Genomic DNA, 17,504 nt, shown 5'->3' on the forward strand with positions numbered 1-17,504 from the left:
GCGCAGGGGGATCGGAGGGGACGCGTGAAGGGTGTCAGGGGTGGCGGGGCCGACGGCGCGGCGCATCAGATCGCCTTCTTCCTGCGGGAGTCGGCGGCCGAGGAACCCGGGCGGAGGGCCGCCGCCGCCCAAGGGCTCGGGCGGGTGGGACGGCGGGCCGCCCCGTCCGGGGAAGTGGCCGCCGAGGTGCGGGACGCCGTCGTACGGGCCGCGCAGGACCCCGCGGCCGTGGTGCGGGCCGCGGCGGCGGACGCGCTCGGCCGACTGGGGCCGACTGACGGCGACGGCGACGACGCGGGCGCGGTGGTCGTCGCGCTGATGGGGGACGCGGATCCGGCCGTACGGCGCCGGGCCTCGCTCGCCGCCGAGCGGCTGGCGCTGACCGGGCCGGAGGTCGTGGCGGCGCTGCGGCGGCTGTCGCAGGACACGGACCGGCACCTGCGGATCAACGCGCTGCTGGGCCTGCGCGTCCGGGACGAGACGCCCGAACCGGAGCTGCTCGTACGGCTGTTGGGCGACCCCGAGCCCCTGGTGTGGGGGCACGCGCGCACGGCCCTGTACCCGTTGCTTCGGGACCGGCCCGTACGGGAGCTGCTGCTGCGCACCGCCCGGCAGGGCCGGGGGCTGTCGCGGGTGCGGGCCCTGGACATGCTGCCGTCGAAGGACCTGGCCGGGCTGCGCGACTCACTCCTCGCGGGCCTGCGCGACGAGTGCCCGGAGGTCCGGGGCATCTCCGCGTCCAAGCTGTCCGACGAGAACGGGACCCGCGCGGTCGACGCGATCCTCTCCGCGCTGGCGGCCGAGACCCACCCGGAGGCCGCCCGGCAGATGCTCCACACCCTCGGGTGGCGGGGCGAGGAGCGGGCCCTGCCGCTCGCCGTGCGCTGGCTGGACCACCCGGACGCGGGGTCCACCGCGGTCTGGACGCTGGCCCGCCTCGACACGTCGGAGTCCTGGGAGTGGATCAGAACGGTGGCCGTCTCCGGGCCCGGGACCGGGAGCGAGCCGGTGCCCGGTCGTGGCCGTCCCGAGGTCCGGGCGGCCGCCGCCGTGGCGCTGGGCGAGCGGGGCGACCCGCGGACCACCGCGCTGCTGCTGCCGCTCCTGCGCGATCCCGACGAGCGGATTCGGGTGGGAGCACTGCGGGGGCTGGCGGGGCTGGGGCGGCACGGGCGGCCCCGCCGGGAGCGGCGCGCGGCGGTCGAGGCGCTGCTCGCCCTCCTGACGGCCGACGAGACGGTCCTGCGCCACACCCGGAACGCGCTCGGCGAGTACCCCGAGGCACTTCCCGCCGTACGGCGGCTGATCGGCCACCCGTCCGACAAGGTCAGGGCGGCCGTCGTCTCCCTGCTCGACGAGGACGAGGACGGCGACGTGCGCCTCCTGCTCGGCCACCTCCACGATCCGTCGGAACTCGTGCGGTACGAGGCCCTGTGGGGAATCAGCCGGTACGTGAACGGGCACGGCGAGCTGCCGCGCGACGCACACGGCCTGCTCGGCGAGATCACGGCGCTCGCGCACACCCCCCGTTCCCCCCGTTCTCCCCGCTCCTCCGTCACCGCGTTCAACATCCGGCTGACGGCGGGCCGCATCCTCGACGCGCTGCGGAAGCACGGCAGCGCCTGATCCCTCCGGGAGGCGGCCCGATCCCTCCGGGAGACGACGCGAGGCCGGCCCGACGCGGGTGGGCGTCGAACCGGCCTCGGCCGTGGTGTGAACCGGTACCGCCCGGCGGTCAGTCCGTGCCGGACTCCATCGCCGCGCGGTCGAGCAGCGCGTCCTCCTCGGAGACCTCGCCGCGCGAGGCGATGGCCTCCGCGCCGCCCTGGGGCAGCTCCGGCATGGTGCCGATCAGGCCGGTGGCGGCGGCCTGGGAGGCGCCGACGGTGGGGCTGCCGGTGCCGATCAGGCCGAGACCGGCGTACTGCTCCAGCTTGGCGCGCGAGTCGGCGATGTCGAGGTTGCGCATGGTGAGCTGGCCGATCCGGTCGACCGGGCCGAAGGCCGAGTCCTCGGTGCGTTCCATGGACAGCTTGTCCGGGTGGTAGCTGAACGCCGGGCCGGTGGTGTCGAGGATCGAGTAGTCCTCGCCGCGCCGCAGCCGCAGGGTGACCTCACCGGTGACGGCCGCGCCGACCCAGCGCTGCAGGGACTCCCGGATCATCAGGGCCTGCGGGTCCAGCCACCGGCCCTCGTACATCAGCCGGCCGAGGCGACGGCCCTCGGAGTGGTACTGCGCGAGGGTGTCCTCGTTGTGGATGGCGTTGACGAGGCGCTCGTACGCGGCGTGCAGCAGGGCCATGCCGGGGGCCTCGTAGATGCCGCGGCTCTTGGCCTCGATGATGCGGTTCTCGATCTGGTCGGACATGCCGAGGCCGTGGCGGCCGCCGATGGCGTTGGCCTCCATCACCAGGTCGACGGCGGAGGCGAACTCCTTGCCGTTGATCGTGACCGGGCGGCCCTGGTCGAAGCCGATCGTCACGTCCTCGGTGGCGATCTCGACCGACGGGTCCCAGAACCGGACGCCCATGATCGGCTCGACGGTCTCGACGCCGGTGTCCAGGTGCTCCAGGGTCTTGGCCTCGTGGGTGGCGCCCCAGATGTTGGCGTCGGTGGAGTACGCCTTCTCCGTGGAGTCCCGGTACGGCAGCTGGTGCGCGACCAGCCACTCGGACATCTCCTTGCGGCCGCCCAGCTCGGTGACGAAGTCGGCGTCCAGCCAGGGCTTGTAGATCCGCAGGTGCGGGTTGGCCAGCAGACCGTAGCGGTAGAACCGCTCGATGTCGTTGCCCTTGAAGGTCGAGCCGTCGCCCCAGATCTGGACGTCGTCCTCCAGCATCGCCCGGACCAGCAGCGTGCCGGTGACGGCACGGCCGAGCGGGGTGGTGTTGAAGTACGCCCGCCCGCCGGAACGGATGTGGAACGCGCCGCAGGTCAGCGCGGCCAGGCCCTCCTCGACCAGCGCGGCGCGGCAGTCGACCAGGCGCGCGATCTCGGCACCGTAGGTCTTCGCGCGGCCGGGCACCGAGGCGATGTCGGGCTCGTCGTACTGGCCGATGTCAGCCGTGTAGGTGCAGGGGACAGCACCCTTGTCGCGCATCCACGCGACGGCGACCGAGGTGTCGAGCCCGCCCGAGAAGGCGATGCCGACGCGCTCGCCGGCCGGAAGAGAGGTGAGGACCTTGGACATAGGAAGATTATGCACGCTAACGCATGATCATGCAAAGTTGGTCATGGTGATTCAGCTCCCATCGCCGCCGCCGTCTCCCTCCCCGCCGTCCCCCTCTCCGCCGTCCCCCTCTCCGCCCTCACCGTCGCCGAGTTCGGTGAACAGCGTCAGCTGCAGGGCGCCCGGCGCTTCGAGGCGGGCGTTCAGGGAGTTCCACGGCGTGCGGGTCGGCTCGGCGAGCACCTCGGCGCCGGCCGCCGCCAGCCTCGCGGTCACCACGGTCGAGTCGTCCACTTGGAAGGCCACCCGCACGTGCCCGGCCACGCGACGGCCGACCTCCACCTCGTCGATGAACTCCGCGTGCCGCGGATCGGTGATCTCCAGCGTCGCCCGTCCCGCTTCGAGGATCGACACCCGCCCCCCGTCCGACGAGAACGCGGCCCGCTCGGGAAGCCCCAGCACATCCCGGTAGAAGTGCAGCGCGGCGTCGTAGTCGGCGGCCGTGACGACCAGACGCAGTTCACGGACGGTGGGTTCGTCGGACACAACAGCTCCCGGATGCTCAAGGGTTGGACGGCGAGGCGGTGATTGTAGAGTCACGGACCATGACCGAGGAGTGGCGCGACGAGCGGATCGGCAGTGCGCTCCGGGGTGCCAACCCGACCGTGCTGCGCAGGCTCACGGCCGGGTTCGCGGTGATCGGGGACACGCAGTTCCTGCCCGGGTACTGCGTACTGCTCGTGGACGACCCGGCGGTAGGGCGGCTGTCGGAGCTGCCGGCGCACCGGCGGACCGCGTTCCTGGCCGACATGGACCGGCTGGGCGAGGCCGTCGAGCGGGCCTGCGCCCGGCTGGATCCGGCGTTCCGGCGGGTCAACCTGGAGATCCTCGGGAACACGGACCCGTTCCTGCACGCGCATGTGTGGCCGCGCTACGCGTGGGAGCCGCCGGAGCTGGTCGGCAGGCCGGTGTGGCTGTACCCGCGGGAGCGGTGGAGCCACGCGCGGTACGCGCTCGGGCCGCGCCACGACGGGCTGCGCGAGGCGATCGGCGAGGAGCTGGACCGCCTCGCCGGCCGCGCCCGAAGCTGATCAGCGCCCTGCGAGGAGACCGTCCGGCAGCACGACCCCCTGCCCCGCCAGGTGCCGCAGTGCCAGCGCGATGGAGTGGCAGTCGAAGAGGGCCGCGTGTTCGTCGCCCGGGACGCTGGGCCGGGGGAGGCCCAGGGCCTTCCACAGGCGGCCCGAGTTGATGCCCGCCGTCGCCGGGGCGACGGCGTTCAGCCAGGGGCGGAGATTGACGAAGCCGGGGGTGAGCACGCTGGGCCCGATCTCCTCGCCCCGGGCCCGCGCCCAGCCGATGTTCTCGCCGACGACGACCATGTCATTGCCGTAGGAGAGGACGGACTGTCCCTGGCAGAAGGCGAGGAAGTCACTCAGGGCCCGGGCCGGCGCGAGACCGTCCCGGTCGACCGCCTGCTGCCCGATACCGGTGAGGGTCGTGAAGTACGGGGAGAGGACCGGGTTCACCACCGGCCGGACCAGCGTGTCGTACGTGTCGACGACCGCGTACTCCGCGTTCAGCCGCAGCGCGCCGATCTGCACGATCTCCCGCAGCTGGCCGGGGGCCGACCAGTGCTGTTCCATGGCCCCCGGCCAGGTGGTGAACTCCAGGTCGAAGATGACGAAGGTGGACAAGGTCGCTGCTCTCCCCAGGCCGTGCGGGCGGTGACGGAAGCGTCCTGCCCACCGCGGCCGACGATCAGGGCTTCGGGGCCACCGGACGGTTCGGGGCCAGCGGGCCGGTGCCGGTGGACAGGCCCACGTCCGGCAGGCCGCTCGGCAGGAGCCGCCGGGCGTCCGCCGCCGCGATCCCGGACTTCAGCGCCGCCCCGGAGCCCGGGCCCGTGTCCAGGGACGGGCACAGTCCCTTCACCAGGTGGATGATGACCGCGTCGTCGATCGGGCTCGGCTCCAGCTCCGTACCCTCCTCGTTGAGGCGCTGGTACTTCATCAGGTTGTAGCCCATGGAGAGCTGCCGCTTGCCGTCCGCGCCGGTGAAGCTGATGGTGCCGGCGCCGAAGACACCGCCGTCGTGGCCCCAGAAACGCCCGCAGCCGGGGAGGTCGAGGGCGTAGATGCCGAGGCCGTAGTCGATGGTGGCGTCCGGGCCGACCAGGACCGGGACCGTGCGCCGCATCTCCGCGAGGGACGCCCGGCCGACGAGGCCGCCCGTCAGCAGCTCACGGTAGAAACGGTTGAGGTCGTCGGTCGTGGAGATGATCGCGCCCGCGGTGGAGGCCCAGGACATGTCGTAGACGCTGTAGTCGCGGGGCGGGTCGATCAGCCCGTAGAACGACTCGTACATCCGGGCGTGCGGACCCTTGATGTACGGGGTGCGCGGGAACGAGGTGTGGTGCAGCCCGGCCCGGTCGATGACCTGCCGGGTGATGTACGTCGACGCCTTCTGGCCGGTGACCTTCTCCAGGATCAGGCCGGCGAGGACGTAGTTGGTGTTGGAGTACGAGCCGGGCCGCGCGCCGGGCGTGCCGGTGGCGTCGGCGGCGAGGCCCAGCCGGACCAGTTCTCGGGGGCTGATCGAGCGGAAACGGTTCTCGTCGAGGCTGGAGGTGGAGTTCTGCCTGAGGGAGGGGAACGCGCCGAGGACGTAGTCGCCGATGTGGCTGGTGTGGTTGAGCAGCATGCGTACGGTGATGGCGTCGCCGCGCTCCCGGGCGTTCGCGTCGGTGCCGGTCCCCCGGAACAGCTCGGGGACGTAACGCGTGACGGGGGCGTCGAGGCGGATCCGGCCCCGCTCCACCTGCTGCATGACCGCCACGGCCGTGAACGTCTTGCTGATGCTGCCGACGCGGTGCCGCATGTTCGGGGTGACCTTGCGGCCGGTGTCCACGTCGGCCAGCCCCGCCGCGCCGGTCCAGCGCTCGCGGCCGTCGCGCACCGAGGAGTACGTGCCGTACATCCCGGCCTCGTGGATCGCGGCGAGCGTGCCGCGCAGTTCGGCCCGGTCCAGTCTGCCCGACCCGGGAGCCTTGCTCCCGGCGGTGCTGCCCGCCGCGGGTACGGCCGAGGCGGCCGGTACCGCCGTGAGAAGCAGGAGTGTGGTGCCCAGAGCTGTCCCGGCGAGATGGGTGATGCGCACGGCTGGTCCCTCGTTTCCGGCGTTCGTGACGACGCCGACGTGCCCGCCCCGGGCACGTCCGGCTTTCTCAGGGCCCGGGTGGTCAACTCCCTTGCCCTGTACAGCGATTGTCACGAACAGCCGGTCCGCGCCGCATCGTTCCCGCGGACGAGCGCCTTCACAGCGGGGCCATGACATCTGTCACGGCCCCGCGCACGTCGGTGACGGGAGGGGGTCAGAGGCCGTAACGGGACTTCATATGACGCCAGAAGTCGCGGAACATCCACGTGTCGAACTCGGTGATCCGGGTGGCGCTGCCGGCCTTCATCAGGAAGCAGCACTGGCCGGTCGGGGACCAGTCGTAGAAGTCGTCGAGGCCGAAGGTGTGGCCGACCTCGTGCAGATAGATGTGGATGTTCTCCTGGCCGAGGGCACCGGTGAAGTAGGAGCGGCCCATGCGCTGCCCCCAGTCACCGCCGGCGCCGCCGCCGAAGCCCTCGGTGAGCCAGAGGGACTGGTCGTAGTGGCGGGCGGCGCCGCCGGGACAGCGCGAGTAGTTGCCGTCCTGGTGGAAGAAGCGGCCGCAGTCGGGAGCGCACTGCGGGGCTCCGGCGCCGTCCAGGATGTTGGTGTAGACGTCGACGGAGTTGTCGGTCCACTGGAGGGTGGAGCGGTTCTTCACCGCCCAGCCGACGATGTTGACGGGGACGGTGGTGTACGGCCAGGCGTTGTGTCCCTGGCCGTTGTCGACCATGGCCGCCATCCACTTGCCGAACTGCTTCTTCAGCGCGGCGTGGATCTGGTCGCGCAGGGCGGCGCTGACCGGCTGGTCCGACTCCCAGCGGACGCAGTAGTTGACGCTCCCGCGGTTGGCCATGATCTGGTCCCAGCCGTAGTTGCGGAAGCCGTACAGATTCCCGTAGGTCGACTCGACGTGGTTCCAGACCTCGCCGAGGGGCTGGACCAGGTTCGAGGGCGGGTTCCAGACGGCCGCCGCCTCGGCCCGGTCCTGGACGGCGGCCCGGTCGTTGGCCGCCTGCGCGACGGACGGCGTCGTCAGACCGGGCGCGAGCAGCACGGCCAGGACGGCGGCGAGCACGGTGAGCAGTCTCGCGACGCGGGTGTGGGGGGTGCGCATGGTGAACTCCCTCGGTGGGGGGCGGGATTTCACGTGCCTTCACTGCACGAGGTGGTCGCCGCGGCCCCCGCGAAGGTTGCCGCCCACCGGGCACGAGTCACACCGGGCACGAGTCACACCGGGCACGGGTCACCACCGGGCACGGGTCACCGCCGGGCACGGGTCACCGCCGGGCACGGGTCACCGCCGGGCACGGGTCACCGCCCGCACGCCGTTTCCCCCGACCCCGCTGCCTCGCCCGCCTCCCCGGCCTCTCCCGACCCTCCCGACTCCCCCGCCTCCCCGAACCGCGCCAGTGCCACCCCGCCCCCCACACACGCCACGAACCCGGTCACGGCGAGCCACCCGTACCCGGCCCGCGTCGAGTCGCCGAGGCAGACCACCCCGAAGACGCCCGGCCAGACGGTCTCGCAGATGACCATCGCCGCCGTGGCCGCCGTGACCGAGCCCGACTGGAGGGCCTGGACGAGGAGGAGGTAGCCGCCGAGACCGGAGACGACGACGGCGTACGCGGCCGGCTGCGCCAGAATCGCGGGGACGGTCGCGTCCGGCAGCAGACGTACGGCGATCGCGGTGAGGCCGAAGCTCAGCCCCGCCGCCGCTCCCAGCACGACCGCCCGGCCCCGCCGCAGCCGGCCGCCCAGCGCCCACCCGCCCGCCACCACCAGCACCGACGCCACCAGCACCGCGACCCGCAGCGCGGTGTCACCGTGCCCGTCGCCCGTGCGCCCGGCGGACACCGCGAGCGTGGCGAGGCCCAGACACACCAGGGCCACGGCCCCCCACTCGGCCCGCCGCAGCCGCAGCCCCAGCACGGCCGTGCCGCCCACCGCCGTGACCGCCAGCGACGCGGCCACCGCCGCCTCCACCAGGAACAACGGCACCAGCCGCAAGGCCACCACCTGGGCCGCGAAACCCGCCGTGTCGAGGCCCGCCCCAGCGAGGAAGGGCCAGCCGCGCAGCACCTCCACCACGGTCCGGCCCCGGCCGCGGCCGGGGTCCCTCGGCGTCGCCCGCCGCGCGCCCAGCGCCTGCAGCACGGTCGCCGTCCCCATGCACACCGCCGCGCACAGCGCGAACACCACACCCACCACCATGGGGGCACCGTAAGCGGCGGGACGGGCCCGCGGCGGGCAACACCCGCGCACGCACCCACGTGGCCGTCACCCTCGCGCTCTCCCGGCCGCACCGGCTCCCACGCCCTCACGATCGCACAAAGTGCGACAGATTCATTGCTCCCGTTCTGGTCGAAGTCCTAGGGTGGGCCCGGTTTTTCAACAACTTCGGACACCATCCGACGCTCCTCCGCACGTGCACTCCCCAATGTCGTCGAGGAAGGCCCCGGTACATGCCCCACCCGCACCCGCACACAGGCACCCCCGCCGCCCGCCCCGTCATGAGCCGCCGCCGCCTGCTGGAGGGCGGCGCCGCCGTCCTCGGCGCCGTGGCCCTCTCCGGTGGCGCCGCCCACGCGGCCCCGCTCCTCGCGTCGAAGGCCGACGGCACCCCCGAGTGGTCCGGCAACATGGCCCTCTTCCAGGTCGGCGCCGAACCGCCGCACACCACCCTCATGCCGTACGCGGACGTCAGACAGGCACTGGCCGCCGACCGCACCCGCTCCCCGTACCGGCTCAGCCTCGACGGCAAGTGGCGGTTCGCGTACGTCGAACGGCCCGGCGACCGGGACGAGGACTTCTACCGGACCGACGTCGACGACAGCGACTGGGACACCATCCCGGTGCCGTCCAACTGGCAGCTGCACGGCTACGACTTCCCCATCTACATCAACATCACCTACCCCTGGTGGGGCCCCAACGGCCGCGGCGAGGAGGCGCAGCCGCCGAACGCGCCGACCCGCTACAACCCCGTGGGCCAGTACCGCCGTTCCTTCCAGCTGCCCAAGGACTGGACGGCCGGCGACCGCCGCACCTTCCTGCACTTCGAGGGCGTCAAGTCGGCCCACTACGTGTGGATCAACGGCGAACTCGTCGGCTACCACGAGGACTCCTACGACCCGGCCGAGTACGACATCACCCCGCACCTGAAGCCGGGGTCGAACCAGATCGCCGTCGAGGTCTACCGGTACTCGGACGGCGACTGGCTGGAGGACCAGGACATGATCCGGCTGAGCGGCATCTTCCGCTCGGTCTACCTCTGGTCCAGCCCGGCCGTGCACCTGCGCGACTTCAAGCTGGACACCCCGCTCGCCGACGACTACACCACCGCCGAGCTGTCCGTCACGGCGAGCGTGCGCGCCTACGAGGCCGGGCACGAGGGCGCGTACTCCGTGGAGACGCAGCTCTACGACGCCGGCGGACACGCCGTCTGGTCCCGCCCCCTCGTCCAGTCCGTCACCGTCGGCGCCTCCGCCACGGTTGAGGACGTGACCGTCCAGGCCGCCCGGGCCGTGCCGTCCCCCGAGCTGTGGTCCGCCGAGCACCCGACCCTCTACACGGCCGTCCTGCAGTTGCGCGACCCGGCCGGCAAGGTCGTCGAGACCCTCTCCCACCGCGTCGGCCTGCGCGAGTTCGCGCTCAGGAACGGGCTGATGCGGATCAACGGCAAGCCGGTCTCCCTGCGGGGCACCAACCGCCACGAGATGCACCCCGACCGAGGGATGGCGCTCACCCGCGCCGACCTGGTCCAGGACATGGGCATCATCAAGCGGCTCAACATCAACTCCGTCCGCACCTCGCACTACCCCAACAACCCGCTCTGGTACGAGCTGGCGGACGAGTACGGCCTCTACCTCGTCGACGAGACGAACCTGGAGACGCACGGCATCCGGGACCGCTTCCCCGGCAACGACCCCGACTGGACCAAGGCGTGCGTGGCCCGCGCCCGGAACATGGTCCACCGCGACAAGAACCACGCCTCCGTCGTCATCTGGTCCCTCGGCAACGAGGCCGGCGGCGGCTCCACCTTCGTCGCCATGCGCGACTGGATCGAGTCGTACGACAAGACCCGTGTCATCCAGTACGAGGGCGACGACCGGCCGGCCATCAGCCAGATACGGTCGGAGATGTACGACAGCCCGCAGCGCGTCGAGCAGCGGGCGAAGGACACCTCCGACACCCGGCCGTACGTGATGATCGAGTACTCGCACTCCATGGGGAACTCGACCGGCAACTTCAAGAAGTACTGGGACCTCGTCCGGCGCTACCCCGTCCTCCAGGGCGGCTGGATCTGGGACTTCGTCGACCAGTCGCTGACCTGGCCGATCCCTCGGCTGAAGGTCTTCACCGACGCCGGCCCGAACAAGCTGCAGGGCCAACTGCTCACCGCCGCAGGAACGTTCAGCCGCGACAAGGGCCTGTCCGGCGCCACCGGCTTCACCCGCGACCCGGCCCTGGACCTCACCGGCTCCCTGACGCTGGAGGCGTGGTTCACCCCGCACGTCACCGGCGGCCACCAGCCGATCATCGCCAAGGGCGACACCCAGTACGCGCTGAAGCAGAGCGACAGGAGCATCGAGTTCTTCATCTACGGCGGCGGCCAGTGGGTCAGCGTCAGCTGGGGGCTCCCGGCCGAGGGCTGGACCGGCCGCGAGCACCATGTCGCCGGTGTCTTCGACGCCGGTTCCGGGTCCCTCACCCTCTACGTCGACGGCGAGGTGAAGGCCACCCGCACCACGACCCGGCGGCCCGGCGTGAACGTGGCCCCGCTCGCGCTCGGCACCGACACGGACAATCCGACGCGCGAACTCAGCGGCACGATCCGGCGGGCGCGCGTGTACGCCCGCGCCCTGAGCGCCTCCGAGCTGGCCTCCACGGGGCGTGGCGCCGGGGACGAGGGGGTGCGTTTCTGGTTCGACGCGGCGACGGTCGAGGTGAAGGAGAGCCGGGCGAAGGACCGTTCGTTCCTCGCGTACGGCGGTGACTGGGGCGACAACCCCAACGACGGCGCCTTCGTCGCGGACGGCATCATCAAGGCCGACCGGGGCCACACCGGCAAGGCGGCCGAGGTCAAGCGCATCTACCAGGCCGTGCACGCGAAGCCGGCCACCGGCACCACCCTGACCTCGAAGAAGGTCACGCTCACCAACGAGTACCTCTTCACCAACCTCCGCGAGCTGGACGGCGGTTGGACCCTGGTGGCCGACGGCAGGAAGATCCAGGAGGGCCGCCTCACCCGCGACCAGCTGGACGTCGGTCCCCTGTCCACCAAGGACATCACCGTCCCCTTCGACCTCCCCGCCTCCCCGGCCCCCGGCACCGAGTACTTCCTCGAACTCTCCTTCACCACCAAGGACGCCGCCCCGTGGGCCGAGGCCGGCTTCGAGGTGGCCCGGGAGCAGCTGCCCGTGGACGCGGGCAGCCCGGCGGTGACACCCGTCCCGCTGGCGGACGTCCCGGAGCTGACGTACGAGGAGAGCGACGAGGCCGTCACGGTGACCGGCAAGGGCTACCCGGGCCGCTTCTCCGTCACCGTCGACAAGGCGAGCGGCACGATCACCTCGTACAAGGCGGGCGGCAACCGGCTGATCTCCGACGGACCGGTGCCCAACTTCTGGCGGGCCCCCACCGACAACGACCACGGCAACGGACAGCACACCCGGAACCAGACCTGGCGGGACGCGGGCACGAACCGCAAGGTCACGGGTGTGACCGTGCGCGCGCTCGGGGAGCGGGCCGTGGAGATCAAGGTCAGCGGCACACTCCCGACGACCACCGAGTCCACCTACACGACCACCTACACGGTGTTCGGCAACGCCGAGATCAAGGTCGACAACACCCTGCACCCGGGTGCCTCCTCCCTCCCGTACATCCCCGAGGTGGGCACGCTGTTCCTGCTCAACCGCCGCCTGGAGCGCCTGCACTACTACGGCCGCGGCCCCGAGGAGAACCACTGGGACCGCAACAACGGCACCGACGTGGGTCTCTACTCCGGTGACATCGCCGACCAGTGGTCCGGCTACATCCGCCCCCAGGAGAACGGCAACAAGACCGACGTCCGCTGGGCCGCCGTCACGGACCGCAACGGTGAGGGCCTGCTGGTCTCGGGCGACGGCCTGATCGAGATCAACGCCTCGTACTTCACCCCGGAGGACCTGTCGACGGGCCTGCGCCACGACTACCACCTCACCCCCCGCGACACCCCGGTCCTGCGCGTCAACCACCGTCAGATGGGAGTCGGCGGCGACAACAGCTGGGGCGCCCACACCCACGACGAGTACAAGCTCTTCGCCAACCGCGACTACACGTACACGTACCGGCTGCGCCCGCTGACGGACGTGGCGGGGGCGACGGCGGCATCGAGGAGGCCGACGGCGACCAAGTGACCCGCACAGGCCGGTGATCGAACCCGCCGGCCCGTCCGGCACCGCCGACCCGGACACCCCGAAGGTCCCGTCTCTCCGCGAGGCGGGACCTTCGCGTACCCCCCGCGGACCTTCCGGGGCCAGGGGCGCCGGAATTTTGTGACCGGTTCAAAAATCGCCTGTGCCACACCCGTTGACTTCCGTCTCTCCCGGCCCTACTTTCGGCCAGCCGAAATGTTCGGCGAGCCGATCCTTGTTCGAGATATCGACCCCCGGATATCCATCGAAGGAGCCGAATGCGCCCCCCTCACCGCACCAACTCCCCTGCTTTCAGGCGCCGTTGCAGATCCACGCTCATACGGTCCCTCGCCCTGGCCACCACCGCGGCGGCCGCACTCCTCTTCGCCCAGCCGCCCACCGGAGCGGCCTCGACGGCCGCCCCCGCAGCCGAACTGCACGCCGAGCCGGTGGCAGTGACCGACCGTCAGATCGCCGTCCCAGAAGCCCCGATGGGCTGGGCCTCCTGGAACGCCTTCGCCGCGAAGGTCGACTACAACGTCATCAAGCGGCAGGTCGACGCGTTCGTCGCGGCCGGGCTGCCCGAGGCCGGCTACGAGTACATCAACATCGACGAGGGCTGGTGGCAGGGCACCCGCGACAGCGCGGGCAACATCACCGTCGACGAGGCCGAGTGGCCCGGCGGCATGAAGGCCATCGCCGACTACATCCACGGCAAGGGCCTGAAGGCGGGCATCTACACCGACGCCGGCAAGGACGGCTGCGGCTACTACTTCCCCACCGGCCGCCCCGCCGCGCCCGGCAGCGGCAGCGAGGGCCACTACGTCCAGGACATGACGCAGTTCTCGAAGTGGGGCTTCGACTTCGTGAAGGTCGACTGGTGCGGCGGCGACGCCGAGCGCCTCGACCCGAAGACGACCTACCAGGCGATCAGCGACGCCGTGGCCACCGCGACCGCCACCACCGGCCGCCCCCTCACCCTCTCCCTGTGCAACTGGGGCTACTCCAACCCCTGGAACTGGGCACCGGGCATGGGCCCCATGTGGCGGACGAACACGGACATCTTCTACCACGGCCAGGGCCTGACGTACGCGGGCATGCTGACCAACTACGACCGGAACGTGCACCCCACCGCCCAGCACACCGGGTACTACAACGACCCCGACATGCTGATGATCGGCATGGGCCTCACCGCCGCCCAGGACCGCACCCACATGAACCTGTGGGCGATCTCCGGCGCCCCGCTGCTCGCGGGCAACGACCTCTCCACCATGACCACCGCCACGGCGAACATTCTCAAGAACCCCGAGGTCATCGCCGTCGACCAGGACCCCCGCGGGCAGCAGGGCGTCAAGGTCGCCGAGGACACCACCGGTCTCCAGGTCTACGGCAAGGTCCTCTCCGGCACCGGCAACCGCGCGGTCGTCCTGCTCAACCGCACCTCCACCCCGCAGAACATGACCGTCCGCTGGTCCGACCTGGGCCTGACGAACGCCCCCGCGACCGTCCGTGACCTGTGGAGCCGCAGCGACGTCGGCACACCCGGCACGAGCCACACCACCAGCGTCCCGGCGGGCTCCTCCGTGATGCTCACGGTCAAGGGCGGCACCGAGCAGCCGTCGAGCACGTACACCGGCACCGCGGGCTTCTCGGGCGTGGTCGCCGGGAACACCGGCCTGAAGACCGTCGACGTCTCCTACACCAACACCGGGTCCGCGGCCCGCGTCGGCACGCTGACCGTCAACGGCCAGACCTCCACGAAGGTCTCCTTCCCGCCGACCGGCTCCTCCCCCGGCACCGTCTCCGTGGCCATGTCACTGACGAAGGGCAGCGCCAACACGATCACGTTCTCCGGCGCCCCCACCCTCGAAGGCATCGTCGTACGGCCGCTGCCCGGCACCAACGGCACGCTGATCACCGGCACGGGCTCCGGCCGCTGCGCGGACATCGACAACAACACGATCACCAACGGCACCGACGCCCAGCTGTGGGACTGCTCCGGCGGGCAGAACCAGGTCTGGCAGTACACCTCCCGCAAGGAACTCGTGGTGTACGGCGACAAGTGCCTGGACGCCTGGGACCGCGGCACCTCCAACGGCACCCGCGTGGTGATCTGGGACTGCCACGGCGGCACCAACCAGCAGTGGAACGTGAACGCCGACGGCACGATCGTCAACGTCAACTCCGGCCTCTGCCTGGACGCCTACAACGCCGCGACGACCAACGGCACCAAGCTCGTCCTGTGGTCCTGCAACGGCCAGAACAACCAGAAGTGGAGCCGGACATGAGCGACATGACCAGCGGGCGCGGCCTCTCCCGCCGCATGTTCCTCGGCACGGCGGCGACCGTGCCGCTGGCCGCGACCGGGGTGCTCACCCTCGGCGCCGGCACCGCCCACGCCGCCGACTCGGCGTACGCGATGGTCTACTTCACCGAGTCCACCACCATGCTGGAGGCCGACTACGGCCTCCACCTGGCCGTCAGCCAGGACGGGCTCAACTGGACGCCGCTGAACCAGAACGCGCCCCTGGTCACCCCCACCCAGGGCGCCGGCGGGCTGCGCGACCCGTTCCTGCTGCGCAAGCAGGACGGCACGTTCGTCGTCCTGGCGACGGACCTCAAGGGCACCGACTGGAACTACAACAGCACCTACATCCACGTCTGGGACTCGGCCGACCTGCGCACCTTCACCGGCTACCGGCGCGTGAAGCTGCACGACATGACCACCACCCACAGCTGGGCCCCGGAGGCCTACTGGGACGCGGCGCGCGGCCGGTACGGCATCCTCTACTCCTCGGTGAACAGCAGCGGCCACAACGTCATCATGGTCAGCTACACCACCGACTTCGTCACGACGTCCAGCCCCCAGGTCTTCTTCGACCCCGGCTACGACATCATCGACGGCAACCTCACGGTCGGCGTGAACGGCGTCAACTACCTCTACTACAAGGTCAACCAGACCCTCGTGGGTGCCCGCTCGACGACCCTGAACCCCGGCAGCTTCACCCCGTTCAGCACGGCGGCCTCCCACGGCGGCACCGAGGCCCCCACGGTGGTCAAGTCCCTGACCTCCACCACCTGGTACCTCTGGGGAGACACGTACACCCCCAACGGCGTGTTCTACGCCTGGCAGTCGAGCGACCTCGCCGCCGGCACCTGGACCGCCCTCGACCAGAGGCTCTACACCCAGCCGCTCAACTCCAAGCACTGCGGCATCCACCCGATCACCTCGACCGAGTACACCAACCTGCTGGCCAAGTGGGGCGCGCCGGCCTGGAACCGCCTCAAGTCGTACAACTTCCCGTCCCGCTACGTCCGCCACAGCAACTACGTGGGCCGCATCGACGAGTACCCCTTCGACCCGTTCACCGACTCCCAGTGGAAGCTGGTCCCGGGCCTGGCGGACTCCTCCGGGGTCTCCTTCCAGTCGGTCAGCCACCCCACCCGCTACCTCCGGCACTACGACTACGCCCTCCGCCTGGACGTGAACGACGGCACGCCGGCCTTCGCCGCCGACGCCACCTTCACCCGGGTCGCGGGCCTCGCGGACTCCACGTGGTCGTCCTTCCGCTCGTACAACTTCCCGACCCGCTACCTCCGCCACAGCAACTACGTGCTCCGCATCGACCCGGTCTCCACGGCGACGGAGAGGGCGGACGCGACGTTCCGGGTCGGTTACTGAGCCGACCCGCCCGCTCGGTGTGACCGGCCGTCTCCCCGCGTCCCGTTTCCCCGTGCCCCGTCTCCCCGCGCCCCGTTCCCCGGGGCGCGGGGAGGCGCGCGAACGGGCTTGTCCGGCAAGGGTGTTGGCGCCCAGGCGGTCCGGATCTCGTGCGGGCATCTGCGATGCTGTGCGGATGAGCAAAGCATGGCAAGGACACGTCATCGAGGGCACGCGTTTCGTGGTCCCGGCGTCCGGTGTGACGCCCCGGCACGTGCTGTGTGCGATCGGCGTGGGCCTGGATCTCGACGCCCTCGGCCGCGTGGTCGAGGAGGCCGGCGGCGGGGACTTCGAACTCGACGAGTTCCAGCGGGAGCCGGACCCCCGGATGCGGGAGTGCTTCGACGCCGCGCTCGAATCCCGCCAGGTCACCGACGAGGACGGGTTCGGCGAGAGCGACTGGGCCGCGGTGGACGCACACGACTCGGTCGTCTACGTCCTGTCGCCGCCGATCTCCCAGGCCACCGGCCTCGACGTGTCCCGCCGCACGCTGGCCGTCACCGCGGCCCTGCTGGCCCACGGGGTCACCGCGGTGAAGAACGAGTCCAGCGGGGTGGCCTGCGGGCGCGAGCGGTGGCTGGCCCTGGCGAGCGAGGCGGCGGCCGCCGAGACCGTGGACGACCTGGCGCGCGCCCTCGTCCGGGCCTGGGTCGCGCCGGTGATCTACGACGGGGAGGTCTACTACAGCTGCGGCATGCACCTCCTGGGCGAGGCCGACGTGGAGCTGGCCCCCGGCACCACCGGGGTGCCCGAGCCGACGCTGATGCTCGACTGGATCGCCACCATGGAGATCGCGTCGTACTACCTGCTGACGGACCAGCCGGAGCACGGCGTCCAGGACGGCGAGGGCTTCCGCATCGCCGAGGACGCCCCGCGCTGGATCATGAACCGCCTGGAGTGCGAACGGTTCGAGGACGACGACTTCTTCCACAACCCGTACGGCTACTGGCGCCTGACCCCGGCCGCCCGCGGCCCACAGCGACGGGCGAAGCTCAGGAAGCGCAACCCCCGCGCGACGCTGAGGACGCGACGGAAGGGGTGAGAACGGCGGGGGGAGAGA

The 17,504-nt window shown here is 71.4% G+C and carries 12 protein-coding genes; 6 read left to right on the forward strand and 6 right to left on the reverse strand.

Features of this window, described 5'->3' with window-relative positions; translation table 11 throughout:
• The first annotated feature begins 24 nt into the window (after positions 1-24).
• Positions 25-1,626 (forward strand): HEAT repeat domain-containing protein, encoded by a 1,602-nt coding sequence (locus PYR72_RS23940; protein ID WP_275457224.1) that lies wholly within the window; start codon positions 25-27, stop codon positions 1,624-1,626.
• Between the two features lie 109 nt (positions 1,627-1,735).
• Here PYR72_RS23940 and argG read toward each other — a convergent pair whose 3' ends face one another.
• Both argG and PYR72_RS23950 read right to left on the reverse strand, forming a co-directional pair.
• On the reverse strand, positions 1,736-3,190 hold the full coding sequence (gene argG, locus PYR72_RS23945) for an argininosuccinate synthase (RefSeq protein ID WP_239755987.1): 1,455 nt from the start codon (positions 3,188-3,190) through the stop codon (positions 1,736-1,738).
• 51 nt (positions 3,191-3,241) lie between these two features.
• Entirely contained in the window at positions 3,242-3,715 is a 474-nt protein-coding gene (locus PYR72_RS23950) for a VOC family protein (protein ID WP_275457225.1), read from the reverse strand.
• Positions 3,716-3,774: 59 nt separating this feature from the next.
• On the opposite strand from PYR72_RS23950, the gene PYR72_RS23955 reads away from it, so the two are divergent.
• Positions 3,775-4,260, forward strand: coding sequence for a diadenosine tetraphosphate hydrolase (locus PYR72_RS23955; protein WP_275457226.1), 486 nt, complete (start codon positions 3,775-3,777; stop codon positions 4,258-4,260).
• On the opposite strand, the gene PYR72_RS23960 is transcribed toward PYR72_RS23955, so the two are convergent.
• The 4 genes from PYR72_RS23960 to PYR72_RS23975 all read right to left on the reverse strand — a co-directional run bounded on the left by PYR72_RS23960 (position 4,261) and on the right by PYR72_RS23975 (position 8,542).
• Entirely contained in the window at positions 4,261-4,866 is a 606-nt protein-coding gene (locus PYR72_RS23960) for a 3'-5' exonuclease (protein WP_275457227.1), read from the reverse strand.
• Positions 4,867-4,930: 64 nt separating this feature from the next.
• Positions 4,931-6,328 carry a serine hydrolase domain-containing protein gene (locus PYR72_RS23965; RefSeq protein ID WP_275457228.1) on the reverse strand — a complete coding sequence of 466 codons (1,398 nt, stop codon included), beginning with the start codon at positions 6,326-6,328 and terminating at the stop codon, positions 4,931-4,933.
• A 214-nt stretch (positions 6,329-6,542) separates the two neighbouring features.
• Positions 6,543-7,445 (reverse strand): hypothetical protein, encoded by a 903-nt coding sequence (locus PYR72_RS23970; RefSeq protein ID WP_275457229.1) that lies wholly within the window; start codon positions 7,443-7,445, stop codon positions 6,543-6,545.
• Positions 7,446-7,642: 197 nt separating this feature from the next.
• On the reverse strand, positions 7,643-8,542 hold the full coding sequence (locus PYR72_RS23975) for a DMT family transporter (RefSeq protein ID WP_275457230.1): 900 nt from the start codon (positions 8,540-8,542) through the stop codon (positions 7,643-7,645).
• A 251-nt stretch (positions 8,543-8,793) separates the two neighbouring features.
• Between PYR72_RS23975 and PYR72_RS23980 the strand changes: the two genes are divergently transcribed.
• From PYR72_RS23980 to PYR72_RS23995, 4 genes are all read left to right on the forward strand, one after another.
• Positions 8,794-12,726 carry a glycoside hydrolase family 2 TIM barrel-domain containing protein gene (locus PYR72_RS23980; protein ID WP_275457231.1) on the forward strand — a complete coding sequence of 1,311 codons (3,933 nt, stop codon included), beginning with the start codon at positions 8,794-8,796 and terminating at the stop codon, positions 12,724-12,726.
• Between the two features lie 275 nt (positions 12,727-13,001).
• A complete protein-coding gene (locus tag PYR72_RS23985) occupies positions 13,002-15,011 on the forward strand; it encodes a ricin-type beta-trefoil lectin domain protein (protein WP_275457232.1) in 2,010 nt (669 codons plus the stop codon).
• Positions 15,008-16,405, forward strand: a complete 1,398-nt coding sequence (locus tag PYR72_RS23990) for an AbfB domain-containing protein (protein WP_275457233.1) — start codon at positions 15,008-15,010, stop codon at positions 16,403-16,405. Before PYR72_RS23985 ends, PYR72_RS23990 begins: the two co-directional genes overlap by 4 nt.
• 175 nt (positions 16,406-16,580) lie before the next feature.
• Positions 16,581-17,486, forward strand: a complete 906-nt coding sequence (locus PYR72_RS23995) for a hypothetical protein (RefSeq protein WP_275457234.1) — start codon at positions 16,581-16,583, stop codon at positions 17,484-17,486.
• Positions 17,487-17,504: the final 18 nt, after the last annotated feature.

The sequence above is a fragment of the Streptomyces sp. VNUA24 genome, assembly GCF_029167005.1.
GTDB classification, from domain to species: domain Bacteria; phylum Actinomycetota; class Actinomycetes; order Streptomycetales; family Streptomycetaceae; genus Streptomyces; species Streptomyces scabiei.

Bases quoted from the DNA above. Each gene is read 5' to 3' on its own strand.
- argG (WP_239755987.1), bottom strand. From the start codon at position 3,190: ATGTCCAAGGTCCTCACCTCTCTTCCGGCCGGCGAGCGCGTCGGCATC.
- PYR72_RS23955 (WP_275457226.1), top strand. From the start codon at position 3,775: ATGACCGAGGAGTGGCGCGACGAGCGGATCGGCAGTGCGCTCCGGGGT.
- PYR72_RS23970 (WP_275457229.1), bottom strand. From the start codon at position 7,445: ATGCGCACCCCCCACACCCGCGTCGCGAGACTGCTCACCGTGCTCGCC.
- PYR72_RS23975 (WP_275457230.1), bottom strand. From the start codon at position 8,542: ATGGTGGTGGGTGTGGTGTTCGCGCTGTGCGCGGCGGTGTGCATGGGG.
- PYR72_RS23980 (WP_275457231.1), top strand. From the start codon at position 8,794: ATGCCCCACCCGCACCCGCACACAGGCACCCCCGCCGCCCGCCCCGTC.
- PYR72_RS23985 (WP_275457232.1), top strand. From the start codon at position 13,002: ATGCGCCCCCCTCACCGCACCAACTCCCCTGCTTTCAGGCGCCGTTGC.
- PYR72_RS23990 (WP_275457233.1), top strand. From the start codon at position 15,008: ATGAGCGACATGACCAGCGGGCGCGGCCTCTCCCGCCGCATGTTCCTC.
- PYR72_RS23995 (WP_275457234.1), top strand. From the start codon at position 16,581: ATGAGCAAAGCATGGCAAGGACACGTCATCGAGGGCACGCGTTTCGTG.